This window comes from Stenotrophomonas sp. YJH_SMC_17, from assembly GCF_059371655.1.
The window spans coordinates 375,576-396,491 of record NZ_JCAFUU010000002.1; the positions used below are offsets into that span (position 1 = coordinate 375,576).

Annotated in this window: 17 protein-coding genes; 6 read left to right on the forward strand and 11 right to left on the reverse strand. The window is 68.6% G+C overall.

All coding sequences use genetic code 11. The features are described from left to right. Positions 1-25 precede the first annotated feature (25 nt). From metG to AC5P8Z_RS06820, 7 genes are all read right to left on the reverse strand, one after another. Positions 26-2,107, reverse strand: a complete 2,082-nt coding sequence (metG, locus tag AC5P8Z_RS06790; RefSeq protein WP_495228535.1) for a methionine--tRNA ligase — start codon at positions 2,105-2,107, stop codon at positions 26-28. Positions 2,108-2,209: 102 nt separating this feature from the next. Beyond that, positions 2,210-2,653: a DUF2147 domain-containing protein gene (locus AC5P8Z_RS06795; protein WP_286069339.1), complete on the reverse strand. Its 444-nt coding sequence runs from the start codon at positions 2,651-2,653 to the stop codon at positions 2,210-2,212. A 364-nt stretch (positions 2,654-3,017) separates the two neighbouring features. Beyond that, on the reverse strand, positions 3,018-3,422 hold the full coding sequence (gloA2, locus tag AC5P8Z_RS06800; protein ID WP_495228537.1) for an SMU1112c/YaeR family gloxylase I-like metalloprotein: 405 nt from the start codon (positions 3,420-3,422) through the stop codon (positions 3,018-3,020). Beyond that, entirely contained in the window at positions 3,419-4,489 is a 1,071-nt protein-coding gene (locus AC5P8Z_RS06805; RefSeq protein ID WP_495228539.1) for a serine hydrolase domain-containing protein, read from the reverse strand. The genes gloA2 and AC5P8Z_RS06805 overlap by 4 nt, the downstream gene beginning before the upstream one ends. A 16-nt stretch (positions 4,490-4,505) precedes the next feature. Beyond that, positions 4,506-6,446: a DUF885 domain-containing protein gene (locus AC5P8Z_RS06810; RefSeq protein ID WP_295565206.1), complete on the reverse strand. Its 1,941-nt coding sequence runs from the start codon at positions 6,444-6,446 to the stop codon at positions 4,506-4,508. 93 nt (positions 6,447-6,539) lie between these two features. Further along, positions 6,540-7,325, reverse strand: coding sequence for a queuosine precursor transporter (locus AC5P8Z_RS06815; protein ID WP_295565204.1), 786 nt, complete (start codon positions 7,323-7,325; stop codon positions 6,540-6,542). Next, on the reverse strand, positions 7,322-8,005 hold the full coding sequence (locus tag AC5P8Z_RS06820) for a DUF502 domain-containing protein (protein WP_286069332.1): 684 nt from the start codon (positions 8,003-8,005) through the stop codon (positions 7,322-7,324). The genes AC5P8Z_RS06815 and AC5P8Z_RS06820 overlap by 4 nt, the downstream gene beginning before the upstream one ends. A 76-nt stretch (positions 8,006-8,081) precedes the next feature. Between AC5P8Z_RS06820 and AC5P8Z_RS06825 the strand changes: the two genes are divergently transcribed. After that, a complete protein-coding gene (locus AC5P8Z_RS06825; protein ID WP_495228540.1) occupies positions 8,082-9,410 on the forward strand; it encodes a hypothetical protein in 1,329 nt (442 codons plus the stop codon). A gap of 772 nt (positions 9,411-10,182) precedes the next feature. On the opposite strand, the gene AC5P8Z_RS06830 is transcribed toward AC5P8Z_RS06825, so the two are convergent. The 4 genes from AC5P8Z_RS06830 to trxA all read right to left on the reverse strand — a co-directional run bounded on the left by AC5P8Z_RS06830 (position 10,183) and on the right by trxA (position 14,997). Next, on the reverse strand, positions 10,183-10,635 hold the full coding sequence (locus AC5P8Z_RS06830; protein WP_286069330.1) for a DUF4442 domain-containing protein: 453 nt from the start codon (positions 10,633-10,635) through the stop codon (positions 10,183-10,185). 73 nt (positions 10,636-10,708) lie between these two features. Then, positions 10,709-12,334: a CHASE2 domain-containing protein gene (locus AC5P8Z_RS06835; protein WP_495228542.1), complete on the reverse strand. Its 1,626-nt coding sequence runs from the start codon at positions 12,332-12,334 to the stop codon at positions 10,709-10,711. After that, complete coding sequence (locus AC5P8Z_RS06840) at positions 12,331-13,956, reverse strand: FecR family protein (RefSeq protein WP_495228544.1); 1,626 nt, start codon at positions 13,954-13,956, stop codon at positions 12,331-12,333. The genes AC5P8Z_RS06835 and AC5P8Z_RS06840 overlap by 4 nt, the downstream gene beginning before the upstream one ends. A 183-nt stretch (positions 13,957-14,139) precedes the next feature. Next, positions 14,140-14,997, reverse strand: coding sequence for a thioredoxin (gene trxA / locus AC5P8Z_RS06845; RefSeq protein WP_286069327.1), 858 nt, complete (start codon positions 14,995-14,997; stop codon positions 14,140-14,142). Positions 14,998-15,120: 123 nt separating this feature from the next. On the opposite strand from trxA, the gene AC5P8Z_RS06850 reads away from it, so the two are divergent. The 5 genes from AC5P8Z_RS06850 to nadD all read left to right on the forward strand — a co-directional run bounded on the left by AC5P8Z_RS06850 (position 15,121) and on the right by nadD (position 20,908). Further along, positions 15,121-15,723, forward strand: a complete 603-nt coding sequence (locus AC5P8Z_RS06850; RefSeq protein WP_495228545.1) for a DUF998 domain-containing protein — start codon at positions 15,121-15,123, stop codon at positions 15,721-15,723. Between the two features lie 105 nt (positions 15,724-15,828). Then, complete coding sequence (gene leuS / locus AC5P8Z_RS06855; RefSeq protein WP_495228547.1) at positions 15,829-18,471, forward strand: leucine--tRNA ligase; 2,643 nt, start codon at positions 15,829-15,831, stop codon at positions 18,469-18,471. A gap of 136 nt (positions 18,472-18,607) precedes the next feature. Further along, the gene (locus tag AC5P8Z_RS06860) at positions 18,608-19,192 is read left to right on the forward strand and encodes an LPS-assembly lipoprotein LptE (RefSeq protein ID WP_286069324.1); all 585 of its coding nucleotides are present in this window, start codon (positions 18,608-18,610) and stop codon (positions 19,190-19,192) included. Positions 19,193-19,201: 9 nt separating this feature from the next. Then, positions 19,202-20,239 (forward strand): DNA polymerase III subunit delta, encoded by a 1,038-nt coding sequence (gene holA / locus AC5P8Z_RS06865; RefSeq protein WP_295565195.1) that lies wholly within the window; start codon positions 19,202-19,204, stop codon positions 20,237-20,239. Next, positions 20,240-20,908: a nicotinate-nucleotide adenylyltransferase gene (gene nadD / locus AC5P8Z_RS06870; RefSeq protein WP_495228549.1), complete on the forward strand. Its 669-nt coding sequence runs from the start codon at positions 20,240-20,242 to the stop codon at positions 20,906-20,908. Positions 20,909-20,916: the final 8 nt, after the last annotated feature.

A 20,916-nucleotide genomic window follows, 5' to 3' on the forward strand; every position in this document is an offset into this window, starting at 1 on the left:
GGCCGCAACCACGCCCGCTGCGGCATCAGCGGACCGGCATGCCCGGCTGCGCGCCGCTGTCGGCGTCCAGCAGTGCCAGCGCGCCACCGTCGAAACCGGCCGACAGGATCATGCCTTCGCTCAGGCCGAAGCGCATCTTGCGCGGGGCCAGGTTGGCGATGAACACCACGCTGCGGCCCACCAGCTTCTCCGGCTCGCCGTAGCTGCCACGGATGCCGGAGAAGATCTGGCGCTTGCCCAGCTCGCCGGCGTCCAGTTCGAAGCGCAGCAGCTTGTCCGAACCGTCCACGAACTCGCAGACCAGCACCTTGCCGATGCGCAGGTCGAGCTTGGCGAAATCGTCGATGCCGATGTAGGCCGGGGCGTCGGCGCCCTTGGCTTCGTCCTTGGCCGGTGCCGGTGCGGCCGGCTTGACCGCTTCGGTCCTGGCGGCGGGGGCGGCGGCAGCGGCCGGCTGCAGGGTGTCCTTGGAGGCGTCGATCATGGAGTCAATCTTCTTCGGGTCGATACGGGTGAACAGGGGGGTGTAGTCGGTGATGCGGTGGCCCAGCAACGGCTGCGCCAGCTCGGTCCAGTCGTTCACCGGCGCGGCCAGGAAGGCCTCGGCCTGCGCGGCGGTGGCCGGCAACACCGGCTTCAGGGCGGTGACCAGCACGCGGAACAGGTTCAGGCCCTGGCTGCACACCGCCTGCAGCTGCGCGTCGGCGCCTTCCTGCTTCGCGATCACCCACGGCTTGACGTCGTCGATGTAGCGGTTGGCTTCGTCGGCCAGGGTCATGGTCAGTCGGATCGCCGCGGCCGGGTCGTTGCGCTCGTAGGCTTCACGGATCGGCGCCAGGCCATCGACGAAGCGCTGGTACTGCGCGGCATCGGGCAGCTGCGCGGCCAGCTGGCCGTCGAAGCGCTTGCTGATGAAGCCGGCGCAGCGGCTGGCCAGGTTGACGAACTTGCCGACCAGGTCGGCGTTGACGCGGGCGATGAAGTCACCCAGGTTCAGGTCGAGATCATCGACGCCACCGCCGGACTTGGCTGCGTAGTAGTAACGCAGTGCTTCCGGTTCCAGCCCCGCGTCGAGGAAGGTGCGCGCCATGACGAAGGTGCCGCGCGACTTGCTCATCTTGGCGCCGTCCACGGTCAGGTAGCCGTTGACGTGCAGGCGGGTCGGCGCGCGGTGGCCGGTACCGTGCAGCACCGCTGGCCAGAACAGGCCGTGGAAGTTGACGATGTCCTTGCCGATGAAGTGGTGCAGCTCGGTGCTGGTACCGGCACGCAGGTGCGATTCGAAGTCTTCGCCGAGCTTGCCGCACAGGGTCTGGAAGCTGGACAGGTAGCCGATCGGCGCGTCCAGCCAGACATAGAAGTACTTGCCCGGCTGGCCGGGAATCTGGAAACCGAAATACGGTGCATCGCGCGAGATGTCCCACGCGCGCAGGCCACCTTCGGCATTGAGCCACTCACCCAGCTTGGCCTTCACGCCCGGCAGGGCGACGTCGCCGGCCAGCCATTCGCGCAGGAACGCATCGAAATGGCCCACCTCGAAGAAGAAGTGCTCCGAATCGCGCATTTCCGGCGTGGCACCGGAGATCACCGAACGCGGCTCCTTCAGGTCGGTCGGCGCATAGGTGGCGCCGCAGACTTCGCAGTTGTCGCCGTACTGGTCGGGGCTGCCGCAGTTCGGGCAGATGCCCTTGACGTAGCGGTCGGGCAGGAACATGCCCTTGGCCGGGTCGTAGAACTGCGCCACCGAACGGCGGCTGATGTGGCCGGCCGCTTCCAGCTTCAGGTAGAACTGCTCGGTCAGCGCCTTGTTGGCTGCCGAGTTGGTCGAGTCGTAGTGGTCGAAGGCCACGCCAAAGGCGGCGAAGTCACGTTCGTGGCTGGCCTGGATGTTGGCGATGAAGGTTTCCGGGGTGACCCCGGCCTTTTCCGCGGCCAGCATGATCGGCGTGCCATGGGTGTCGTCGGCGCACACGAACCAGGCCTTGCCGCCGCTCATTCGCCGCGCGCGCACCCAGATGTCGGCCTGGATGTAGCCGACCAGGTGGCCCAGGTGCAGCGGGCCGTTGGCGTAGGGCAGGGCGGTGGTGACGAGCGCGGTACGGGTCATGGTCGCGGGGTGAAGCCGAGGGGAACCGCAGAGTATCGCATGCCCGCAACGAGGTGACCCGGCCGGGGCCGGGTCACGGGGGTTCTGCGCGGGCCGGGGCGGTTACTCGCGCACCCAGGTCTGGGTACGGCAGATGAAGGCGATGCAGCCGGCCACGTCCAGCTTGGTGCCGCCGGTCTGCAGTTCCATCTTCGATTTGTAGGTCTTGCCGTTGGCCGGATCGAGGATGGTGCCGCCGGACCACTTGTTGCCGCCGTCGGACTTCAGGTTCCAGAGGATGGTCATGCCCTTGACCGGCTTGTTCCTGTTGGCGCCTTCGCAGCCATCGCAGATCGGGTTCGGGCCCTTGTCCGAATGCAGGATCTCGACCACCTTGCCGGTCAGGGTGCCATTGGCGGCCTGGCTGATCTCGACGATCGACTTCACCTTGCCGGTCTTGTCATCGATGGTCTTCCAGCGGCCGGCGGCACTGTCGGCGGCCTGCGCCGAGAGCGCGGCCAGGCACAGCGGCAGCGCCAGCAGCAGGGTCTTGAAGGTCTTGCGCATGGTCCCCTCCCAGGGTTCATTCCGGCACGATGCCGGTACAGGTCGACTGTATACCCATTCGGCGGGGTATGGGGAAGGGGGCGTTGGCCGGGTTGCACCCGGCACCCGCAGAGGCGAAGGCAACAGCAACAGCCAGCACTCCGCGGGATGGCGGGGTGGGTGCGGTTGCGGGGGACGCCGTGAACCCGTCCCTGGGGGCTTGGCCGCGGCATCCATGCCGCGGACACCCCCGCAACCGGACCCATCCCGCCTTCGACAGTTTCCGGAGATCTGTCGGAATGGAACGGCCTGCTCTTGGTGGGTGTCGACCTTGGTCGACACGTAGATCCACGCCGTGCATGGATGAATCACGATTGAAGAACGCTCAACCGACTTCGTAAAGCTCCAGCGGCAGGCCATCCGGATCGGCGAAGAAGGTGAAACGGCGGCCGGTGTATTCGTCCACCCGGATCGGTTCGCAGTCCACGCTGTGCTCTGCCAGGCGCTGGATGAACGGTTCCAGTGTGGCCACGCGGAACGCGAGGTGGCGCAGGCCCTGGGCTTCGGGGCGGCTGGGGCGTGGCGGTGGCGAGGGGAAGGAGAACAGTTCCAGCTGGCCGCCGTCGGGCAGGGCCAGGTCCAGCTTCCAGGAGTCGCGCGCGGCACGGTAGTTCTCGGCCAGCACGCGCAGGCCGAGGATGCGCACGTAGAAGTCCTTCGAGCGCGCGTAGTCGCTGCAGATCAGGGCGGCGTGGTGGATGCCCAGCAGGGTGTCGGACGCAGCGGTCATTGCAGGATGTCCAGCCAGCGCTGGGCGATCTTCTGCGCCAGCGGATAGGGTTCGGGGTCATTGCGGTTGGTCAGCACGATCACGGTCAGGTGCTTTTCCGGGTGGCGCACGATCACGTTGCGGAAGCCGATGCTCTCGCCGCTGTGCCATTGCACCTGGCCGTTCAAGCGCCAGCCGAAACCGTAATGCGGCACGTCCGGTTCCGATGTGGTCGTGGCCGGGCTGAACATCGCGCGGCGCGAAGCTTTCGACAGCAGGCGGTCGTCATACAGTGCGGCGTCCCAGCGGGCGAGATCGTCCAGCGAGGAATAGATGCCGCCGTCGCCGAGCACGGCGCTGGTGGTGCTCTGGTCGGTGCGCTGCCAGCGGCCGTCGATCAGGCTGTAGCCATAGGCACGTGCCGCCACTGTATCAATACCGTCCTGGTGGGCCACGGTGCGGGCCATGCCCAGCGGCGCGAAGATGCGTTGCTGCAGGAAGGCGGCGAAATCCTGGCCGGACGCGCGGCCGACGATGAGCGCGAGCAGTGCATAGCCGCTGTTGCTGTAGCGGTACTGCGTGCCGGGTGCAAAGTTCAGGCGATCCTGGCCCGACAGCAGGGTCAGCACATCGGCGTCATGCACCTGGCGGGTGTCGGCCGGGTCCATCAGGTCTTCGTAGTCGAGCAGGCCGCTGGTATGCGACAGCAGCTGGCGGACGGTGATGGCCGCCGCTGCCGGCGGCAGCTCGGGCAGCCACCGGCGGGCGGTCTGGTCCAGCCCAAGCCGGCCGTCTTCCACCAGCAGCAACACCGCTGCGGCGGTGAACTGCTTGCTGACCGAGGCCAGCCGGAAGTTGCTGGCGGCGGTCACCGCAGTACCGTCTTCCACCACCGCCAGGCCGTAGCCGCGGCGGAACACCGGTTGTCCGTCATGCAGCACCAGCACTGCGGCGCCGGGCACCTGGCCATCGTAGGCCCGCATCAGGCCGTCGATACCCGCATCCGGTGGGGTCAGCACCGGTGCGGCGGAGGCGGCCAGCGGCAGCAGGCCCAGCACGACGGCGAACAGGGCGACGGCAGGGCGCATGGCGGCTCCGGACGGGTCAGGGCGAAGGGGCGGGGGGGCTGCTGGCGGGCTGCGCCATCCAGCGGTCCATCTTGCGGCCCAGCACATCCAGCGGCATCGAGCCGTCCTTCAGCAGCTCGGCGTGGAAGCGACGCAGGTCGAAGGCGGCGCCCTGGCGGGCCTTGGCCCTGTCGCGCAGGGCGACGATGGTGGTCAGGCCGGCCACGTTGGACAGCGCCTGGCCGGGCTGGGCCATGATCCGCTCGACTTCGGCGTTGGCGTCATCGCTGCTCATGTCCACGGTCTTCTGCAGGTAGGCCACGGCCTGCTGCTTGCTCCAGCCCTGCGCATTGACGCCGGTGTCGGCCACCACGCGCGCGGCGCGCAGCAGTCGCGAGTACAGGTAGCCGATACGGTCGTAGGGATCGGTGTAGACGCCGAGGTCTTCGCCCAGCGTTTCGGCGTACAGTCCCCAGCCTTCGACGAACGCAAGATCGCCACCGAGGCGACGGAAGCGCGGCAGCTTGGCCAGTTCCTGTTGCAGGCCCAGCTGCACGTGATGGCCGGGAACCGCTTCATGCAGGTACTGCACCGGCACGTTCCAGCGCTTGCGGCTCGGCAGGTCGCGGGTGTTGATGTACAGCACGCCCGGTTGCCCGGCCGCCGACGGCTGGTAGGCGGCAGCAGCGGCGGTCAGTGCGCGCTCCGGCTCCACCGCACGGACCTCCAGCGGTGCCTTCGGCAAGGTATCCAGCACCTGCGGCAGGCGCGCGTTGACCTGTTGCTGTACCTGGCGGTAGCGGTTGATCAGCGCATTGGCATCGCCGTACTGGAACTGGCGGTCGTTGCGCATGCTGCGCAGCAGCTTGGCCGGCGTGCCACGCAGCTTGGCATCCTTCATCACCGTGGCGATCTGCGCCTGCAGTTCCTGCACGCGCTGCTCGCCCAGCGCGTGCAGCTGCGCGGCGGTCTGGTCGCTGGCGGTGGTCTGCACGATCAGGTTGGCGTACCACGCCTGGCCATCGGGCAGCGCGCCCAGGCCACTGCTGGCGCGCGTGGCGGGCAGGTATTCGGTGGCGATGAAGCCGCGCAGGGCGCGGTAGGCCGGCATGATGCGCAGTTCGATCATGCGCTTGTACTCGGCGCTGATGCGGGCCTTGTCTTCAGCCGCGATGGTGTTCGGCATGGTGCGGATCGGCGACCAGAAGATGCTCTCTTCCGCGGTCGGCTTGATCACCGCATCCAGCTGCGGCAGCACCTTTTCCATCAGGTCGCGCGGCTGGACCACGCCCGCCTTCATGCCCTGGCGCATGTTGTCGATGGCCTGGTCGAACAGCTCGGGAATGCCGAGCGAGCGGCGCGACCAAGTGTCGTAGTCCTGCACGGTGTTGAAGGGCTGCGCGCCGGCGCCGGCACCGAGGATCGCCATGATGCTGCCGATGTTGTAGTACTGGCTGATCGGCATCATCCAGCTCGGGTAACGCTCGGCGGCGAGCGAGGCGCGCGCGTCGCGCACGAAGATCTCGTAGCTGAGCAGGTCCTGGCCCTGCAGTCCGTCGCTGCCGACTTTTTCCACTTTGCCCAGCCATTGGGTGGTGAAGTCGTGCGACTGCTGGCGCCAGGCGGCGGACAGGATGTTGGGCAGCTGGTCGTTGTAGCGGGTCTCGCCCTGGAAGGTGGCCTGCAGCGGGTTCAACCGCATCGAGGCATCCCAGTATTCGTCGTACAGGCGTTCCAGCTGCACCTGCTTGGGTACGGCGCGGGCCGGCGCGACCGGACGCGGCGCGGCGCGGCGCGCCGAGCTGCCGCGGGCCGGCGCGGTGGCGCGGGCGGGCCTGGCCTTGGGTTTGGCAGCCTGGCGGGTCTGCGCGGCGGCAGGGCGGCTGGCCTTCTTCTTCGCTGCTTCGGCCGACGGCACGACGCTGAACAGGAACAACGCGGCGATGGCGGCGGCCAGGACGCGAGTGGGATGCGGCATCAGGAGCTTCCGTGGAACACAGACGTGGAGCTTGCACGATCCGGCCGCGTACGGCCAGCGTGAAGGCGCAGTCAGCGTTTCGCTGCTGGGCCTTCAGTCAGCCGCAGCGGCGGCACGCAGCGCGGCCGCGCGGTCGGCGCCCAGATAGCGGGTGATCGCGCGCCGCATCAGGTACAGCAACGGAATCAGGGCGATCGCGAACCCCATCTTGTAGACGTAGTTGACGCTGGCGACCGCCAGGAACAGCGAGGTCGGCCAGTGCTGCGGGCCGAGCACAAAGGCGATCCAGATCACCACGAAGCTGTCCACCACCTGCGAGATCGCGGTCGAACCGGTGGCGCGCAGCCACACATGGCGTTCGCCGGTGGCCTGGCGGATGCGATGGAACACTGCCACGTCGATCAGTTGGCCGAGCAGGAAGGCCACCAGCGACCCGGCGATGGTCCACATGCCCTGGCCGAACACGGCGGCGAACGCGGCCTGGTAATCGGGCACGCCGTGGGCATCCATCGAGGTGACCCACCAGCTGGCCGGCGCCAGCGAGATGGCCGCGAACGCGAACAGGAAGCCGTAGCCGATCAGCACCACCGCCAGCCACGAGATGAAACGCACCCCGCGCTTGCCGAAGAACTCGTTGATGGTGTCGGTCATGATGAACACCACCGGCCACAGCAGCGTACCGGCGGTGAAGCTGAGCGAGCCGGTCTGGCCGAACAGGTTCCAGTTCAGCGGGTCGATGCCGAGGGTGTCTTCCAGGGCGAAGATCTTCACCCCGATCAGTTCGGCCAGCACCGCGTTGCCGCAGAAGAACGCAGCCAGCACGATGAACAGCAGGACCGCACGATCCTGCAGCGGGCGCTCGATCGGCGCCGGTGTCATGCGGTGCGTTCGCCAGCGCGGGTGAACGGCACGCTGGCCGGTGCCACGGCGCCACCGGAAATGATGAAGCTCATCGCCTGGTCCACGGTCCAGTCGGTGGGGGTGAGCAGCTCCACCGGCACGATTTCCAGATAGCCCGAGGTCGGGTTCGGCGTGGTCGGCACGTACACCGCGGCCAGCTCACGGTCGGTGCCGTGTTCCTTGATGACGCGGGTCACCAGGCCGACCGATTTCATGTCGCGGTGCGGGAAGTCGATCAGCACCACGCGCTGGGTGCTGCCCGGTTCGGTCTGCAGCATGTCCAGCAGCTTCTTGGCGCTGTCGTAGATGATGCTGGCCAGCGGAATGCGCTTGATGACCGCGCCGACCCAGCGCAGCAGGCGCTGGCCGAGCACGCGGCGGCTGGCCACGCCCACCGCCAGGATCACCAGCAGGGTGGCCAGCAGGGCGATGGTGTCCTGGATCCACTCGGCACGGACCCAGCCGAGGTAATGCGGGAAGCTGGTCGCGATCTGTTCGGACAGCGGCACCACCAGCGGGCTGGAGATGCCCGACAGCAGCACGAACACGAACTTGACCACGACCCAGGTCAGCCAGATCGGCAGCAGGGTCAGCAGGCCGGTCAGGAACAGGCGCTGCAGGGAGGGACGGGGAACCAGGGCGGGGGCTTCGAGCGACATGTGCGCATTGTAGCGGTCAGTACCGGTCGATTACGCTGGGCAATCGACAGCGGCAACGGCACATGGAAGGGAAGCTGTGTTGAGGATTCTGCGCGGACTGGGCTGGACCCTGGCGGGCGTGCTGGTGCTGGCCATCGTGGTGTGGTGCGCCTCACGCATGTGGCCGGTGCCCGAATCGCGGCTGCAGGCGCAGCAACGGCTGGAAGCGCGGCTGCCGGCGATCGGGCGCAATGGCTATCCGCTGCTGTGGACGCTGGCGTTTGACGACCTGGATAGCCGCCAGCGCGAGCAGGCGCTGGCCGAGGACGTGCGGCGCTGGGAGGCCGACCCGCGCGGTGACAGCCTCACGCCGTCGCACCTTGCGGCGAACCATCGTGAACTGCGCGCGCGGGCGTCCGCCAGCTGCGGGCCCAGCGCCCGCGACTGCCTGGCACAGGTGCGGGCCGACCCGCAGCGGTTTGCCGACGCCCATGCCGGCCACCACCAGCTGCACGCACGGCTGGACGCGCTGGCCGACGCGGACCACTTCGTGTCGCCGTTCCGGCCGAAGGGCGACGGGATGATGGTGCCGCTGCCGACCTACGGGCTGATGCTCGATGCCACCAGTGCACGTGCGCTGGCCTATGTGCAGGGCGATATCGATGGCGCGCTGCGTGGCAGCTGCCGTGGCCTGCAGCTGGGTCGTCGGCTGGTGCCCGGTGGCAGCTATCTGGTCGAGAGCATCATCGGCGCCAGCCTGGTGCAGGCCAATGCGCAGCTGCTGGCCGACATGCTGGTGGAATTGCCTGCCGACCACCCGCTGCCGGACGAATGTGAACGTGCCATGCAGCCGATGCTGGCCGACGAGCAGAGCCTGTGCCGTGCAATGCAGGGCGAGTACGCGATGAGCCGCGCGGCAATCGAGTCTTCGGCCCGGGAATTTGGCGGGGTCCTGGTGCTGGACCGCAGCAGCACGCTGGCGCGCGCGGCCGGCAATCTGGGTTGGGCCTGTGGGGCGGCAGCGACCGTGGCACTGGAGGCGGATCGCCCACTGCCGGTAGCGGCACCGCTGCAGCATGACTTCGGGTGCCTGTCGAACGTGATGGGCTGCGTGCTGACCGACATCGCTGGCCCGGTCTATCCCGCCTATTCGTCACGCACCCAGGATGCCGCGGCGATGCTGCGCCTGCTGGGCGCGCAACGCTGGCTGCGGCAGCAGGCGGGAGACCCGATGGATGCGCTGCAACGGTTGCCGGCGCAGTTCGCCTCGCCGGTGCGGGTGCCGCAGCTCGCCGCCGACGGGCGTTCCCTGCAGGTGCCGCGTCGCTCGCCCACCCGCGGCAACGACGAAAGCCCATGGCTGTCGGTGCCACTGGTGGCCGCTGACGCCGCAACAGCAACCGCAACCGCCCGCGCCCGCGACTGAGCAGAACCCTGGTCGGCGCCGGCCAGCGGATCGAATGCCCAGCCATCGCCCACGCTCTGCAGCGTCCAGCGCTGGCTGCTGCGCAGTGGGTGCCAGCGCACGCTCTCCTTGTCGTCCTCGATGCTGCCCTCGGTACGTTTCACCTTGCGCGTGGAAAAGTTCACGCTCACCGAGGTGGTCTGTCCGGAATTGCGCATCACCGAGTTCTGGTCGTAGCCGATCAGCGCGAAGGCATCGTCCTGCCACCGGAAGGTGAAGGCGGTGGTCCCCATCGACCAGCTTCCCGCGCTGGAGAAGGAAAACAGGGCTACCCTCAACGTGCCGCGCTGGATGCTGACACCGCCATCCTCAAGCGGGTCGCTCATCACCGGGTTGTCCGGGCGCGGAATCAGCTGGTGGTCCTGCACCGCCAGCACATAGCCGGCCGGGCGTGACCACGCAACGGCGAGAATGCGGGGGTTGCTGTCGTACGGCGATGGGCCGAAGCCATCGTGCTCGATGACGTTGCGCGGGTCCTGCTGGCGCAGTACCAGGACCAGATCAGCGCGGCCATCCTGGTCGAGATCGCCTTCGATGCTGGATTCAAGCGTCCAGCCGTTGGGCACGAAGCCGGCCGCATTGGCGGCCTGTGCCGGCAGCGTCGGGTACTGCACAGGCGGCAGGTCGAGGGAATGGGCCGCAAAGGGCAGGGCGGTCAGCAGTGCGGCAACGGCGGACGGGCGCATCGGAGCCTCCATGGCAGGGAGGCAGAGGATAGCGCCCGCGCACGGGGTCAGCGCGCGTGGGGCTTCAACCGCAGGTAGACCTGCTTGCGCACCTGGGCCACCACCTCGCCGCTTTCATCAACCACGTCGTTGCTGAACCAGCGCAGCACCTTGTCACCATTGGCGGCTTCGGCACGCAGCTCATCCAGCAGCGTGTCGTCGATGCGGAAGGAGGTGCGCACCGTGCCGCGGCCGGGCTTGAGGAAGTCGATGGCGCCTGCGCGGTCCCACACGTAGTAGTCGCGGCCGAGGATGTGCAGCAGGCCCAGCATCCAGAACGGATCGGTCATCGCGAACAGGCTGCCACCGAAGTGGGTGCCGACGTAGTTGCGGTTCCACGGCCTCAGGCGCAGCGCGACGTCGATCTGCCGATAGTCGGGCGTGATGCGGGTGACGTGGATCCCGGTGAACAGGAACGGCGGCCAGAGGTTGATGCCGAAGCGGAACAGGCGGGCGTTCATGCGGATCCGGGGCGCTGGGCGAGGCGCCCAGTCTAACCATTCGCATGCGTATGTTGCACCCCGGTGACGCCGGTCACGCTTCGCCGTCGACCACATACCCGTCGCGGCCATTGGCCTTGGCCTGGTACAGGGCGGTGTCGGCGCCTTCGACGAAATGGTGCGGCTGCAGCTCGGCGCCGGGCACGCGGGTGAACACGCCGATGGTGAGCGTGACCCGGTCGTCGCTGCCATCGCCATGGGCGGGCAGCGTACGCACACAGTCGATCAGATCCTGGATCACCTGCCGCGCACCTTCGGCCGGGGTATCGGGCAGCACCAGCGCGAATTCGTCGCCGCCGTAGCGTGCAGCCATGTCGCGCGGCCGGCGCGCATGCGCGCCAATCAGCTGGGCAACGTCCCGCAGCACGCGGTCGCCGACCTGGTGGCCGTGGCGGTCGTTGTGGCGCTTGAAGTGGTCGACGTCGATCAACGCCAGGCTCAGTGGCTTGCCGCTGCGTCGTGCGGCATCGCACTCCTGCTGCAGCGACTGCTCGAAGCGCAGCCGGTTGCCAAGGCCGGTCAGGGCATCGCGGTTGGCCTGGCGGTGCCAGGCCGAGATCCGCCAGATCGCCCAGCACAGCAGCACCAGCACGATGCCCAGCAGGGCGGTGGCCGGCGCCCACCACAGGTCACCGGCCCGCAGCAGCAGCCAGCTCAGCAGCGGCGCCGCGGGCAGCGACATCAGCGCCACCAGCCAGGGCAGGCGCAGGCCGAGCAGGATCACGCACAGCGCCACCAGGACGGCACTGATCACGTGTTGCCAGGGGCGTGGCAGCACGTCGATCTGCTTGTGCTGCAGCAGCATCGAGGCGATGTTGGCCTGGTACTCGCTGCCGCTCATCCAGAACTCGCGGGTGGTCGGAGTCAGCAGCCGTGGTGCGATGCCGCTGGCGGTCATGCCCACCACGATGCGGCGGCCATGCAGCATCGCCATGTCCACGTGACCATCCAGTACGTCGGCATAGGACACCTGCGGCAGCCGTTCGGGTGGGCCGGCATAGCGCACCCGAACGTAGTCGTCGCGCCGCCATTGATATGGGGAATCCACCTCCGGGTCGGGGTCGGGCAGCCCGCGTGCGGCGCCGGCCGGCAGTCCGGCAAGGGCCAGCCCCAGCGCCGGCCAGTGGGCCTTGCCGATGCCAGCGTGCAGATAGACGCCGCGGGCCACACCATCACCGTCCACTTCCACGTCGGTGTGGCCGATGGCGGCCGCACTGGCGGCGATCTGCGGGATCGGCAGCATTTCCTCGGCCATGCGGTCGCCGGCCGCGGGCGCGGCCAGCACCGGCAGGACAACGCGCCCGTTGCGCCGTATCGCGGCAGCCAGCGTTTCGTCCTGCCGATTGTCGCGACGGTCCGGCTCGGACAGCATCAGGTCCAGTGCCACGCGTTCAACGCCGGCATCGGTCAGCCGGTCCAGCAGCCGTGCATGGATCGAGCGCGGCCACGGCCACTGGCCGATGCGCTGCAGGCTGCCTTCGTCGATCGCCACGATCAGCACGCTGGGATCGGGGCGGTACTCCCAGCCACCGACCATCGCGTCGTAGGCGGTTTCGTCCTGGCGCCACAGCCACTGGCCCTGGCTGGCCACGGCCGTCAGTATTCCGGCCAGCGCCGCCAGCAGGATCCGCTTCGACCACGGCAGCGGTGAGCGCCTCACAACAACAGCCACAGCAGCAGCGCGCCGCCGCCGGCACCGTAGCAGAGACGGCACGGCAAGGTGATCTGCTGGGCGGGCGAGAATTCGCCGGCGTGGCCGTCATCGTCGATGTACTGCACGCGTACATGCAGCGTGCCGCGCCACGGGCGCTTGAAGCTGATCTGCGGTTCGGTCACGGTTTCGTCGACCTGCGGCGCCTTGAAGTCGCCACGGCGGTCAACCTGCACCCGGTAGCGCTGGCCTTCGCTGCCGGCCTGCCAGCGCAGGGTCAGTTCGCCGTGCGCGGCTTCGGGCGGCTGCAGCGCGGGATCAACCGGTTCGTTGCTGAGCTGCAGCGGCAGTGCCTGGCCATAGCGGCCCTGGTGGCCGTTGGCATCGCGCGAGGCAACCCGCCAGAAGTACTGGCCAGGCGGCAGTGGCTGCGCCAGGCGCAGGTCGGTTCCGGTGCTGGCCTGTTCCTGCAGCGGCTGTGCGAAGGTGGCATCGGCCGCGATCTGCAGCACGCTGCTGCGCGCGCCGGGGGCCTGGGTCCAGCGGAAGCGGGGACGATCGCTGTTGACCGTCTGCCCGTGCAGCGGCGATACGGTGATCGGCGGTGGCGGCTGGTCGCTGAGTTCGAAATCGGCGCTGGCGTCGAGGCCTTCCACGCCCTGCGCATCGACCGCGCGCAGCAGGACGCGCAGCTGGCCCGGCGGCAGGTCGCCGATGGCCAGGCGGGTATCGGTGGTGGTGGCAGCAAACAGCAGGATTTCCGGTGTGGTTGCCTGCACCACTTCCACGCGGTAGTGCGCGGCGCCGGTGACCGGCGCCCACGCCAGCAGTGCCGGCAGGGGCGCCAGGCGCAGTTCGTCGTTGCGCAGCTGCGGTGCCGGCAGCAGCGGGGAGACCGCGTCCGGTGCGGCATCGGCGCTGCCGCTGAGCGTGGCCTGGCCCGGCCGGACCAGGCGCTGTCCGTGGGTGTTGCCGACCTGCACCTTGCCCTGGAGCACTTCGGTGGCGCCCACATGGCCGGCGTCTCCGGCACTGACGCGGAACACGGTGCCGCGCACGCTGCTGGTGGCGGTGGGCGCATCGATGATGTAACGCGATGCCGGACCGCGCGCGGGCGTCACCCGATTGCTGGCGCGGCCCTGCTGCAGGCGCAGGCGGGTGTCCACCATGCCGGTGTGGCCATAGCGGCTGAGCTGGTCCAGGCGCAGGCGCGAGTACTCACGCAGCTGCAGGCGCGATGCATCGGCAAACTCCAGCGTGACGCTGGATTCGCCCTCGGTCTGCACGGTGTCACCGATGTGCAGCTGCTCGCCGGCCTGGATGGCGCGGCTGGCGCTGCCGTCGCCGGCGGACAGTTCGACCTTGCCGCGGACCGAGAGCACCCGCGCCGGCGCCGGTTCGGTGCGCAGCCAGCTGATCGGAAAGCGCAGCAGCTGGCCGGGCGGCAGCCGGTAGGGGTTGTCGATGCGGTTGTGCTGCTGGAGCTGTTGCCAGCGCACCGAGGGCTTCAGGTACACGCCCCCCAGGTCCCACAGGGTATCGCCGGGGCGGACCCGGTAGTTCCAGTCCTGCGCGGAGGCGATGGCCGGCAGCAGAAGGAGGGCACAGAGGACGGCGCCCCTGGAGCGCATGGCAGAAAACAGCGAGCGGACGAAGGTCACAGTTTTGCAATCCCGGCAATGCGGGGGTGCAGCTGCAAGACCCCATGGCCCCGACCTCATCCCCCCGAACGGATCGTGGCGGCCGTACGGCCGCCATCGCACGCATTATTGCCCGCGTCCAGTGCAGGGATTCTGAACGAACCCGGCTGCCGTTCAGAACAGCAGGGATGCCATCCTGCGCCGGTACTGGCCGACCAGGTCCTCGTCGGAGATCACATTGAAGGCATCGATCAGCGCCTTGCGCGGCAGGCCGTCCTCGAAACTCCGGTCGATCCGCAGCATTTCCAGGAATTGTGCCAGCGCGGCTTCGTCATGGCCGCCCAGCAGCAGCTGCACGCCGCGCAGGTGGCGGGCCCTGAGGTCGTTGCCGTCGGCGGCGATACGCGCGTCCAGCACCTCGGCGGCCGGGGCGTCCTTCAGCGCCGCGGCAAAGGACAGGCGGGCGCGGGCGCGCACGGCGCGGTCGTCGGTGGCCAGGTTGGCGGGGAGGCCGTCGATCAGCGTGCCGGCTTCGTCCACGCCGCCGATCTGCAGCAGGGCCAGGGCCAGGTCGAGCTTCAGTTCGTCCTTGTCCGGCTCGGCGGCGATCTGCGCACGCAGTACATCCACCTGTGCCTGCGGATCCAGCGGCGCTTCGTCTTCGGCGGCGGTGTCACCGACATCAGCCGGCACGATGCCGTGCTGGGCCAGGAATTCACGCAGCTGGCCTTCCGGAATGGCACCCGGGAAGCCGTCCACCAGCTGGCCGCCCTTGACCAGGAACACGGTCGGCACCGAGCGGATCTGGAAGGCGGCGGCGATCTGCTGTTCCTTGTCGACGTCGACCTTGGCCAGCTCGAAGGCGCCGTTGTACTCAGCGGCCAGCTTTTCCAGCATCGGGCCCAGGGTCTTGCACGGCCCGCACCACGTGGCCCAGAAGTCGACCAGCACCGGCGTCTGCAGCGACTTCTGCAGGACTTCGGCCTCGAAGGTCGCAGTGGTGGCGTCGAATACGTAGGTCGTTTCGGTCATGGGGGAGGCATCGTTTGGCATCTGGAGACCGATTCTATGGTGACGATCGCTGCCGGTCTCAACCCGGGGTGCGGCAAATGCCCGACAATGCCGCCTTCCCGTCGTCGTTGTTCCGGAGCCCGCATGTCGTCACTGTCCTCGTTGCTGCGCCTGTCCGGCCTGGTCGCTGCGCTGCTGTTCGTGCTGGCAGTACTCGGCTTCGGTGCCGGCCTGGACGGTTATGCACAGGTCCGCCATCCGGTGGCCCTGCTGGGCGCGCAGGGCGTGCCGCATGCCCTGGCCTTCAATCTGCTGGGCTTCGTGCTGCCGGGCCTGCTGGCGGTTGTCGTGGCCGAGTGCCTGCGCCGTGGACTCCCCGCAACGGCAGGGTGGGCGCCGCGGGTGGGCAGCCAGATGCTGCTGCTGGCGGGACTGGCCTTTGCCGCCATGGGCCTGCTGCCGCTGGACGTGGACGACCTGCATGGCCCGGCCAGCCAACTGCACGCCAGCGCCTGGATGATCTGGGTGCTGGGCTTTGTCGCCGGCACCCTGCTGCTGGGCATGTCCCGGTTGCGCCAGGCGCAGGGCCGTGGCCTGGGGGGAATGGCGGTGGCCTGCGGCGCGCTGGCGGGGCTTGCCGCCTTCGCCCTGCAGGGATTGCTGCCGGCACCGCTGGCGCAGCGGATTGCGTTCGCCTGCTGGGCGGGCTGGCTGGCGCTGGCCCTGCCGCTGTCGCGGCCACGCTGAGACCGCTTCCGGGTGCCCGTGGCACCCATGGCCGGCGGACAGGATTGGAGCCATTTGCCGCACTGCGGTACGCTGTACCGCTTTGCCGCCGCATCCGCGTGTTCCATGACCAGCGCTGAAACCAACGCCTACGACCCGCAGCAGGTTGAATCCGCCGCCCAGCAGTACTGGGACGCCACTCGTGCCTTCGAAGTCGACGAGACTTCGGACAAGCCGAAGTACTACTGCCTGTCGATGCTCCCGTACCCGTCCGGTGCGCTGCACATGGGCCACGTGCGCAATTACACCATCGGCGACGTGATCAGCCGCTACAAGCGCATGACCGGCCACAACGTGCTGCAGCCGATGGGCTGGGACGCGTTCGGCCTGCCTGCGGAAAATGCCGCGATCAAGAACAAGACCGCACCGGCGGCGTGGACGTACAAGAACATCGAGCACATGCGTGGCCAGTTCAAGGCCATGGGCTATGCGGTGGACTGGTCGCGCGAATTCGCCACCTGCCGCCCGGACTACTACGTCCACGAGCAGCGCATGTTCACCCGCCTGATGCGCAAGGGCCTGGCCTACCGCCGCAACGCGGTGGTGAACTGGGACCCGGTCGACCAGACCGTGCTGGCCAACGAGCAGGTCATCGACGGCCGTGGCTGGCGCTCCGGCGCGCTGGTCGAAAAGCGCGAGATTCCGCAGTGGTTCCTGCGCATTACCGATTATGCCCAGGAGCTGCTGGACGGCCTGGATGAACTGGATGGCTGGCCGGACTCGGTCAAGACCATGCAGCGCAACTGGATCGGCCGTTCCGAAGGCCTGGAGATCCAGTTCGACGTGCGTGACGTCGACGGCGGCGTGCTGGACCCGCTGCGTGTGTTCACTACCCGCCCGGACACCGTGATGGGCGTGACCTTCGTGTCGATCGCCGCCGAGCACCCGCTGGCGCTGCACGCGGCGAAGAACAACCCGGAACTGGCTGCGCTGCTGTCGGAAATGAAGCAGGGCGGCGTGTCCGAGGCCGAGCTGGAGACCCAGGAAAAGCGCGGCATGGACACCGGCCTGCGTGCCATCCATCCGGTCACCGGCGAGAAGGTGCCGGTGTGGGTCGCCAACTTCGTGCTGATGGGCTATGGCACCGGTGCGGTGATGGCTGTTCCGGGTCATGACCAGCGCGACAACGAAGTGGCCAACAAGTACGGCCTGCCGATCGTGCAGGTCATCGCCCTGAAGGACCCGCGCAACGACGACGAGCGCACCTGGGACGGTGCCCGCTGGCAGGACTGGTACAGCGACAAGAGCCGCCAGACCGAACTGGTGAACTCGGCCGAATTCGACGGCCTGGACTTCCAGGGCGCCTTCGAAGCCCTGGCCGAACGTTTCGAGCGCAAGGCCCAGGGCCAGCGCCGCGTCAATTACCGACTGCGCGACTGGGGCGTGAGCCGCCAGCGCTACTGGGGCTGCCCGATTCCGGTGATCTACTGCGCCAAGTGCGGCGCGGTGCCGGTGCCGGAAGAACAGCTGCCGGTGGTGCTGCCGGAGGACGTGGCGTTCTCGGGTACCGGTTCGCCGATCAAGACCGACCCGGAATGGCGCAAGACCACCTGCCCGGACTGCGGTGGCGCGGCCGAGCGCGAGACCGACACCTTCGACACCTTCATGGAGTCGAGCTGGTACTACGCGCGCTACACCTCGCCGGGTGCCCGTGATGCGGTCGACAAGCGCGGCAACTACTGGCTGCCGGTCGACCAGTACATCGGCGGCATCGAGCACGCGATCCTGCACCTGATGTATTTCCGCTTCTACCACAAGCTGCTGCGTGACGCGCGGATGGTGGACAGCAACGAACCGGCGCGCAACCTCCTGTGCCAGGGCATGGTGATTGCCGAAACCTACTACCGCCCGAACCCGGATGGCTCGAAGGACTGGATCAACCCGGCCGATGTGGAAGTGCAGCGCGACGAGCGCGGCCGCATCACCGGCGCCACCCTGATCGCCGACGGCCAGCCGGTGGTGGTCGGTGGCACCGAGAAGATGTCCAAGTCGAAGAACAACGGCGTGGACCCCCAGGCGATGGTCGACAAGTACGGTGCCGACACCGTGCGCCTGTTCTCGATGTTCGCTGCGCCGCCGGAGCAGTCGCTGGAGTGGAACGAAGCCGGCGTGGACGGCATGGCCCGCTTCCTGCGCCGCCTGTGGGCCCAGGTGCAGAAGCACGCGGCCGATGGCCCCGCCCCGGCGCTGGATGTGGCCGCGCTGGATGCCAACCAGAAGGCGCTGCGCCGCAAGACCCACGAGACCATCGGCAAGGTCGGTGACGACTACGGCCGCCGCCACAGCTTCAACACCGCCATTGCCGCGGTGATGGAACTGATGAACGCGCTGGCCAAGTTCGATGACGGCAGTGCTCAGGGGCGCGCTGTGCGTCAGGAAGCGCTGCAGGCCATCGTGCTGCTGTTGAACCCGATCACCCCGCATGCCAGCCACGCCCTGTGGCAGGTGCTGGGTCATGACGAGACGCTGCTGGAAGACCAGCCGTTCCCGCAGGCCGACGCCGGTGCCCTGGTGCGCGACGCGCTGACCCTGGCGGTGCAGGTCAACGGCAAGCTGCGTGGCACCATCGAAGTGGCCGCCGATGCCGCGCGCGAGCAGGTCGAGGCGTTGGCGTTGGCCGAGCCGAACACTGCCAAGTTCATGGAAGGCCTGACGGTGCGCAAGATCATCATCGTGCCGGGCAAGATCGTGAACATCGTCGCCGCTTGATGTACCCCGCATCCGCCGCCTGCAGGGTGGCGGGTGTCCTCCCGGTGCAGGGCCACTCAGTTGATGGCCCTGCATTCACGCGGCTTCGGGCAGGCTGTGTGTTGCCGTGATCGCCCGGCTCCGCCAGACTGTCCTCATGACCCGAATCCTGCTTGCCCTCGTTCTCGCCCTCGGCCTCGCCGGCTGCGGCTTCCATCTGCGCAACAAGCTGATGCTGCCGACCGACACCGCGCCGGTGAAGGTGGTCTCCACCGCGCCGTACAGTGAACTGGTCAAGCTGCTCAACCGCAGCCTGCTGGCGTCGGGTGCCAAGCTGGCCGACGAAGACAGCAAGGAACCCAGTACCCAGCTGCAGGTGTTGTCCGAACGCTGGGGCGACCTGCCGATCGCCATCGACTCGCAGGGCCGTGCCCAGGAATACAGCCTGCGCTATGCGGTGATCTTCATCTTCCGTCGTGAGGACGGCAGCGAGCTGGTGCCGCAGCAGGTGATCGAACTGTCGCGCGATTACGTGTCGCCGCCGACCGACGCCACCGGTACCACCACCGAACGCGAGATCCTGGCCGATGAACTGCGCCGGGAAATGTCCGCATCGATCATCCGCCGCATCGACAGCGTGGTCCGTGCCGAAATCGAGAAGGGCGGCAGCCTGTCGGCGCCGAAGGCCAGGCCGGTTGAAGGGGCGGTGCCGGCCGAGCCGGTCCCTGCAGCCAAGCACTGAGCCGCGGCGATGGAACTGCGTCCGGAGCAGCTGGCCAGCCAGGGCGCTGATACCGCGCTGGCGCCGGTCTACCTGATTGCCGGCCCGGAAACCCTGCGTGTGCTGGAGGCGGCCGACGCCATCCGTGCGCGCGCGCGCGCCGCCGGTATCGGCGAGCGCGAGGTGTTCGACGCCGATGGCCGCGACTTCGACTGGAACCAGCTCGACGCCAGTTTCAATGCGCCCAGCCTGTTCAGCGCCCGCCGCCTGGTCGAGGTGCGCCTGCCCAGCGGCAAGCCGGGCAAGGACGGGGCCGAGGTGATCAGCCAGTTCTGCGCCAACCCGGCGCCGGACGTGGTGCTGATGATCAGCGCCAACGAATGGAGCAAGGCCCACCAGGGCAAGTGGGCCGAGGCAGTCAACCGCATCGGCGTGCTGTCGGTGGCCTGGGCGATCAAGCCCCACGAACTGCCGGACTGGATCGAGCGCCGCCTGCGTGGCAAGGGCCTGCGCGCCGACCCGGCCGCCGTGCAGCGGTTGGCCGAGCGGGTGGAAGGCAATCTGCTGGCCGCTGCCCAGGAAATCGACAAACTGGCGCTGCTGGCCGATGGCCAGCCGCTGGACGTGGAACGGATGGAGTCACTGGTGGCCGATGCTGCCCGCTACGACGTGTTCCGCCTGGTGGAGGCCGCGTTCTCGGGCCAGCCGCCGGCGGTGCTGCGCATGCTGGCGGGCCTGCGCGGCGAGGGCGAGGCGGTGGCCGCGCTGATGCCGATGGTGATCCGCGAGCTGCTGGCCGGTGCCGGCCTGGCCCGGGTACAGGCGCGCGGCGGCAACCTGGCCGCCGAAATGAAATCGCGCGGTATCTGGGAATCGCGGCAGGCACCCTACAAGCGTGCGCTGCAGCGGCACCCGGAAGGCAAGCGCTGGGAGCGCTTCGTGGCCGAGGCGGGGCTGGTCGACCGCATCGCCAAGGGGCGCGCTGACGGCGATGCCTGGCTGGCGCTGGAACGCCTGCTGGTGGCGGTGGCCGAACCGCGTGCCGTGCGCCTGCTGGCGCGGGCCTGAGTGATGAGCCTGCGGATCTATTACGGGGGCACCTTCGATCCGGTGCACCTCGGCCACCTGGCGATCGCGCGCGCCGCCCGGGATGAGCTGCAGGTTGCCGTACGCATGCTGCCGGCGGCGGATCCGCCGCATCGCGCAGTGCCGGGCGCAAGCGCTGACCAGCGCTTTGCCATGCTCTCGCTGGCCATCGGCGATGAACCCGGCCTGCTGCTGGATCATCGCGAGCTGGACCGGGCGCTGCGTTTCCCGGGCCGCCCGTCCTACACCGTCGACACCCTGCGCGAGCTGCGCGGTGAGCTCGGCCCGAGCCGGCCGCTGGCCTGGCTGGTCGGTGCCGACAGCCTGCTGGGCCTGACCCGCTGGCACGAATGGGAGGCCCTGTTCGGTCTGGCCCATTTCGTGGTGGCTGAGCGGCCGGGCAGCCCGCTGCGCGCTTCGGTGGATGGCGAGCTGGGGCGCGCGCTGGAAGGGCGCTGGGCCGACAGCGAACAGGCCCTGTTCGCCAGCCCGGCCGGGCGCATCCTGCGCCTGCACCATCCGCTGCGCGAGGAGTCGGCCAGTGCCGTCCGGTCGCAGATCGCCACCGGCGGCCCCTGGCGCGCACTGCTGCCGCCGGCCGTTGCGGACTATGTCGCTGCACATGGGCTGTACCGCCCGGCATCGCCGTGAATGGCGCC

Coding starts and splice junctions, on each gene's coding strand:
- metG (WP_495228535.1), bottom strand. CDS start 2,107: ATGACCCGTACCGCGCTCGTCACCACCGCCCTGCCCTACGCCAACGGC.
- AC5P8Z_RS06795 (WP_286069339.1), bottom strand. CDS start 2,653: ATGCGCAAGACCTTCAAGACCCTGCTGCTGGCGCTGCCGCTGTGCCTG.
- gloA2 (WP_495228537.1), bottom strand. CDS start 3,422: ATGACCGCTGCGTCCGACACCCTGCTGGGCATCCACCACGCCGCCCTG.
- AC5P8Z_RS06805 (WP_495228539.1), bottom strand. CDS start 4,489: ATGCGCCCTGCCGTCGCCCTGTTCGCCGTCGTGCTGGGCCTGCTGCCG.
- AC5P8Z_RS06810 (WP_295565206.1), bottom strand. CDS start 6,446: ATGCCGCATCCCACTCGCGTCCTGGCCGCCGCCATCGCCGCGTTGTTC.
- AC5P8Z_RS06815 (WP_295565204.1), bottom strand. CDS start 7,325: ATGACACCGGCGCCGATCGAGCGCCCGCTGCAGGATCGTGCGGTCCTG.
- AC5P8Z_RS06820 (WP_286069332.1), bottom strand. CDS start 8,005: ATGTCGCTCGAAGCCCCCGCCCTGGTTCCCCGTCCCTCCCTGCAGCGC.
- AC5P8Z_RS06830 (WP_286069330.1), bottom strand. CDS start 10,635: ATGAACGCCCGCCTGTTCCGCTTCGGCATCAACCTCTGGCCGCCGTTC.
- AC5P8Z_RS06840 (WP_495228544.1), bottom strand. CDS start 13,956: ATGCGCTCCAGGGGCGCCGTCCTCTGTGCCCTCCTTCTGCTGCCGGCC.
- trxA (WP_286069327.1), bottom strand. CDS start 14,997: ATGACCGAAACGACCTACGTATTCGACGCCACCACTGCGACCTTCGAG.
- AC5P8Z_RS06850 (WP_495228545.1), top strand. CDS start 15,121: ATGTCGTCACTGTCCTCGTTGCTGCGCCTGTCCGGCCTGGTCGCTGCG.
- leuS (WP_495228547.1), top strand. CDS start 15,829: ATGACCAGCGCTGAAACCAACGCCTACGACCCGCAGCAGGTTGAATCC.
- AC5P8Z_RS06860 (WP_286069324.1), top strand. CDS start 18,608: ATGACCCGAATCCTGCTTGCCCTCGTTCTCGCCCTCGGCCTCGCCGGC.
- holA (WP_295565195.1), top strand. CDS start 19,202: ATGGAACTGCGTCCGGAGCAGCTGGCCAGCCAGGGCGCTGATACCGCG.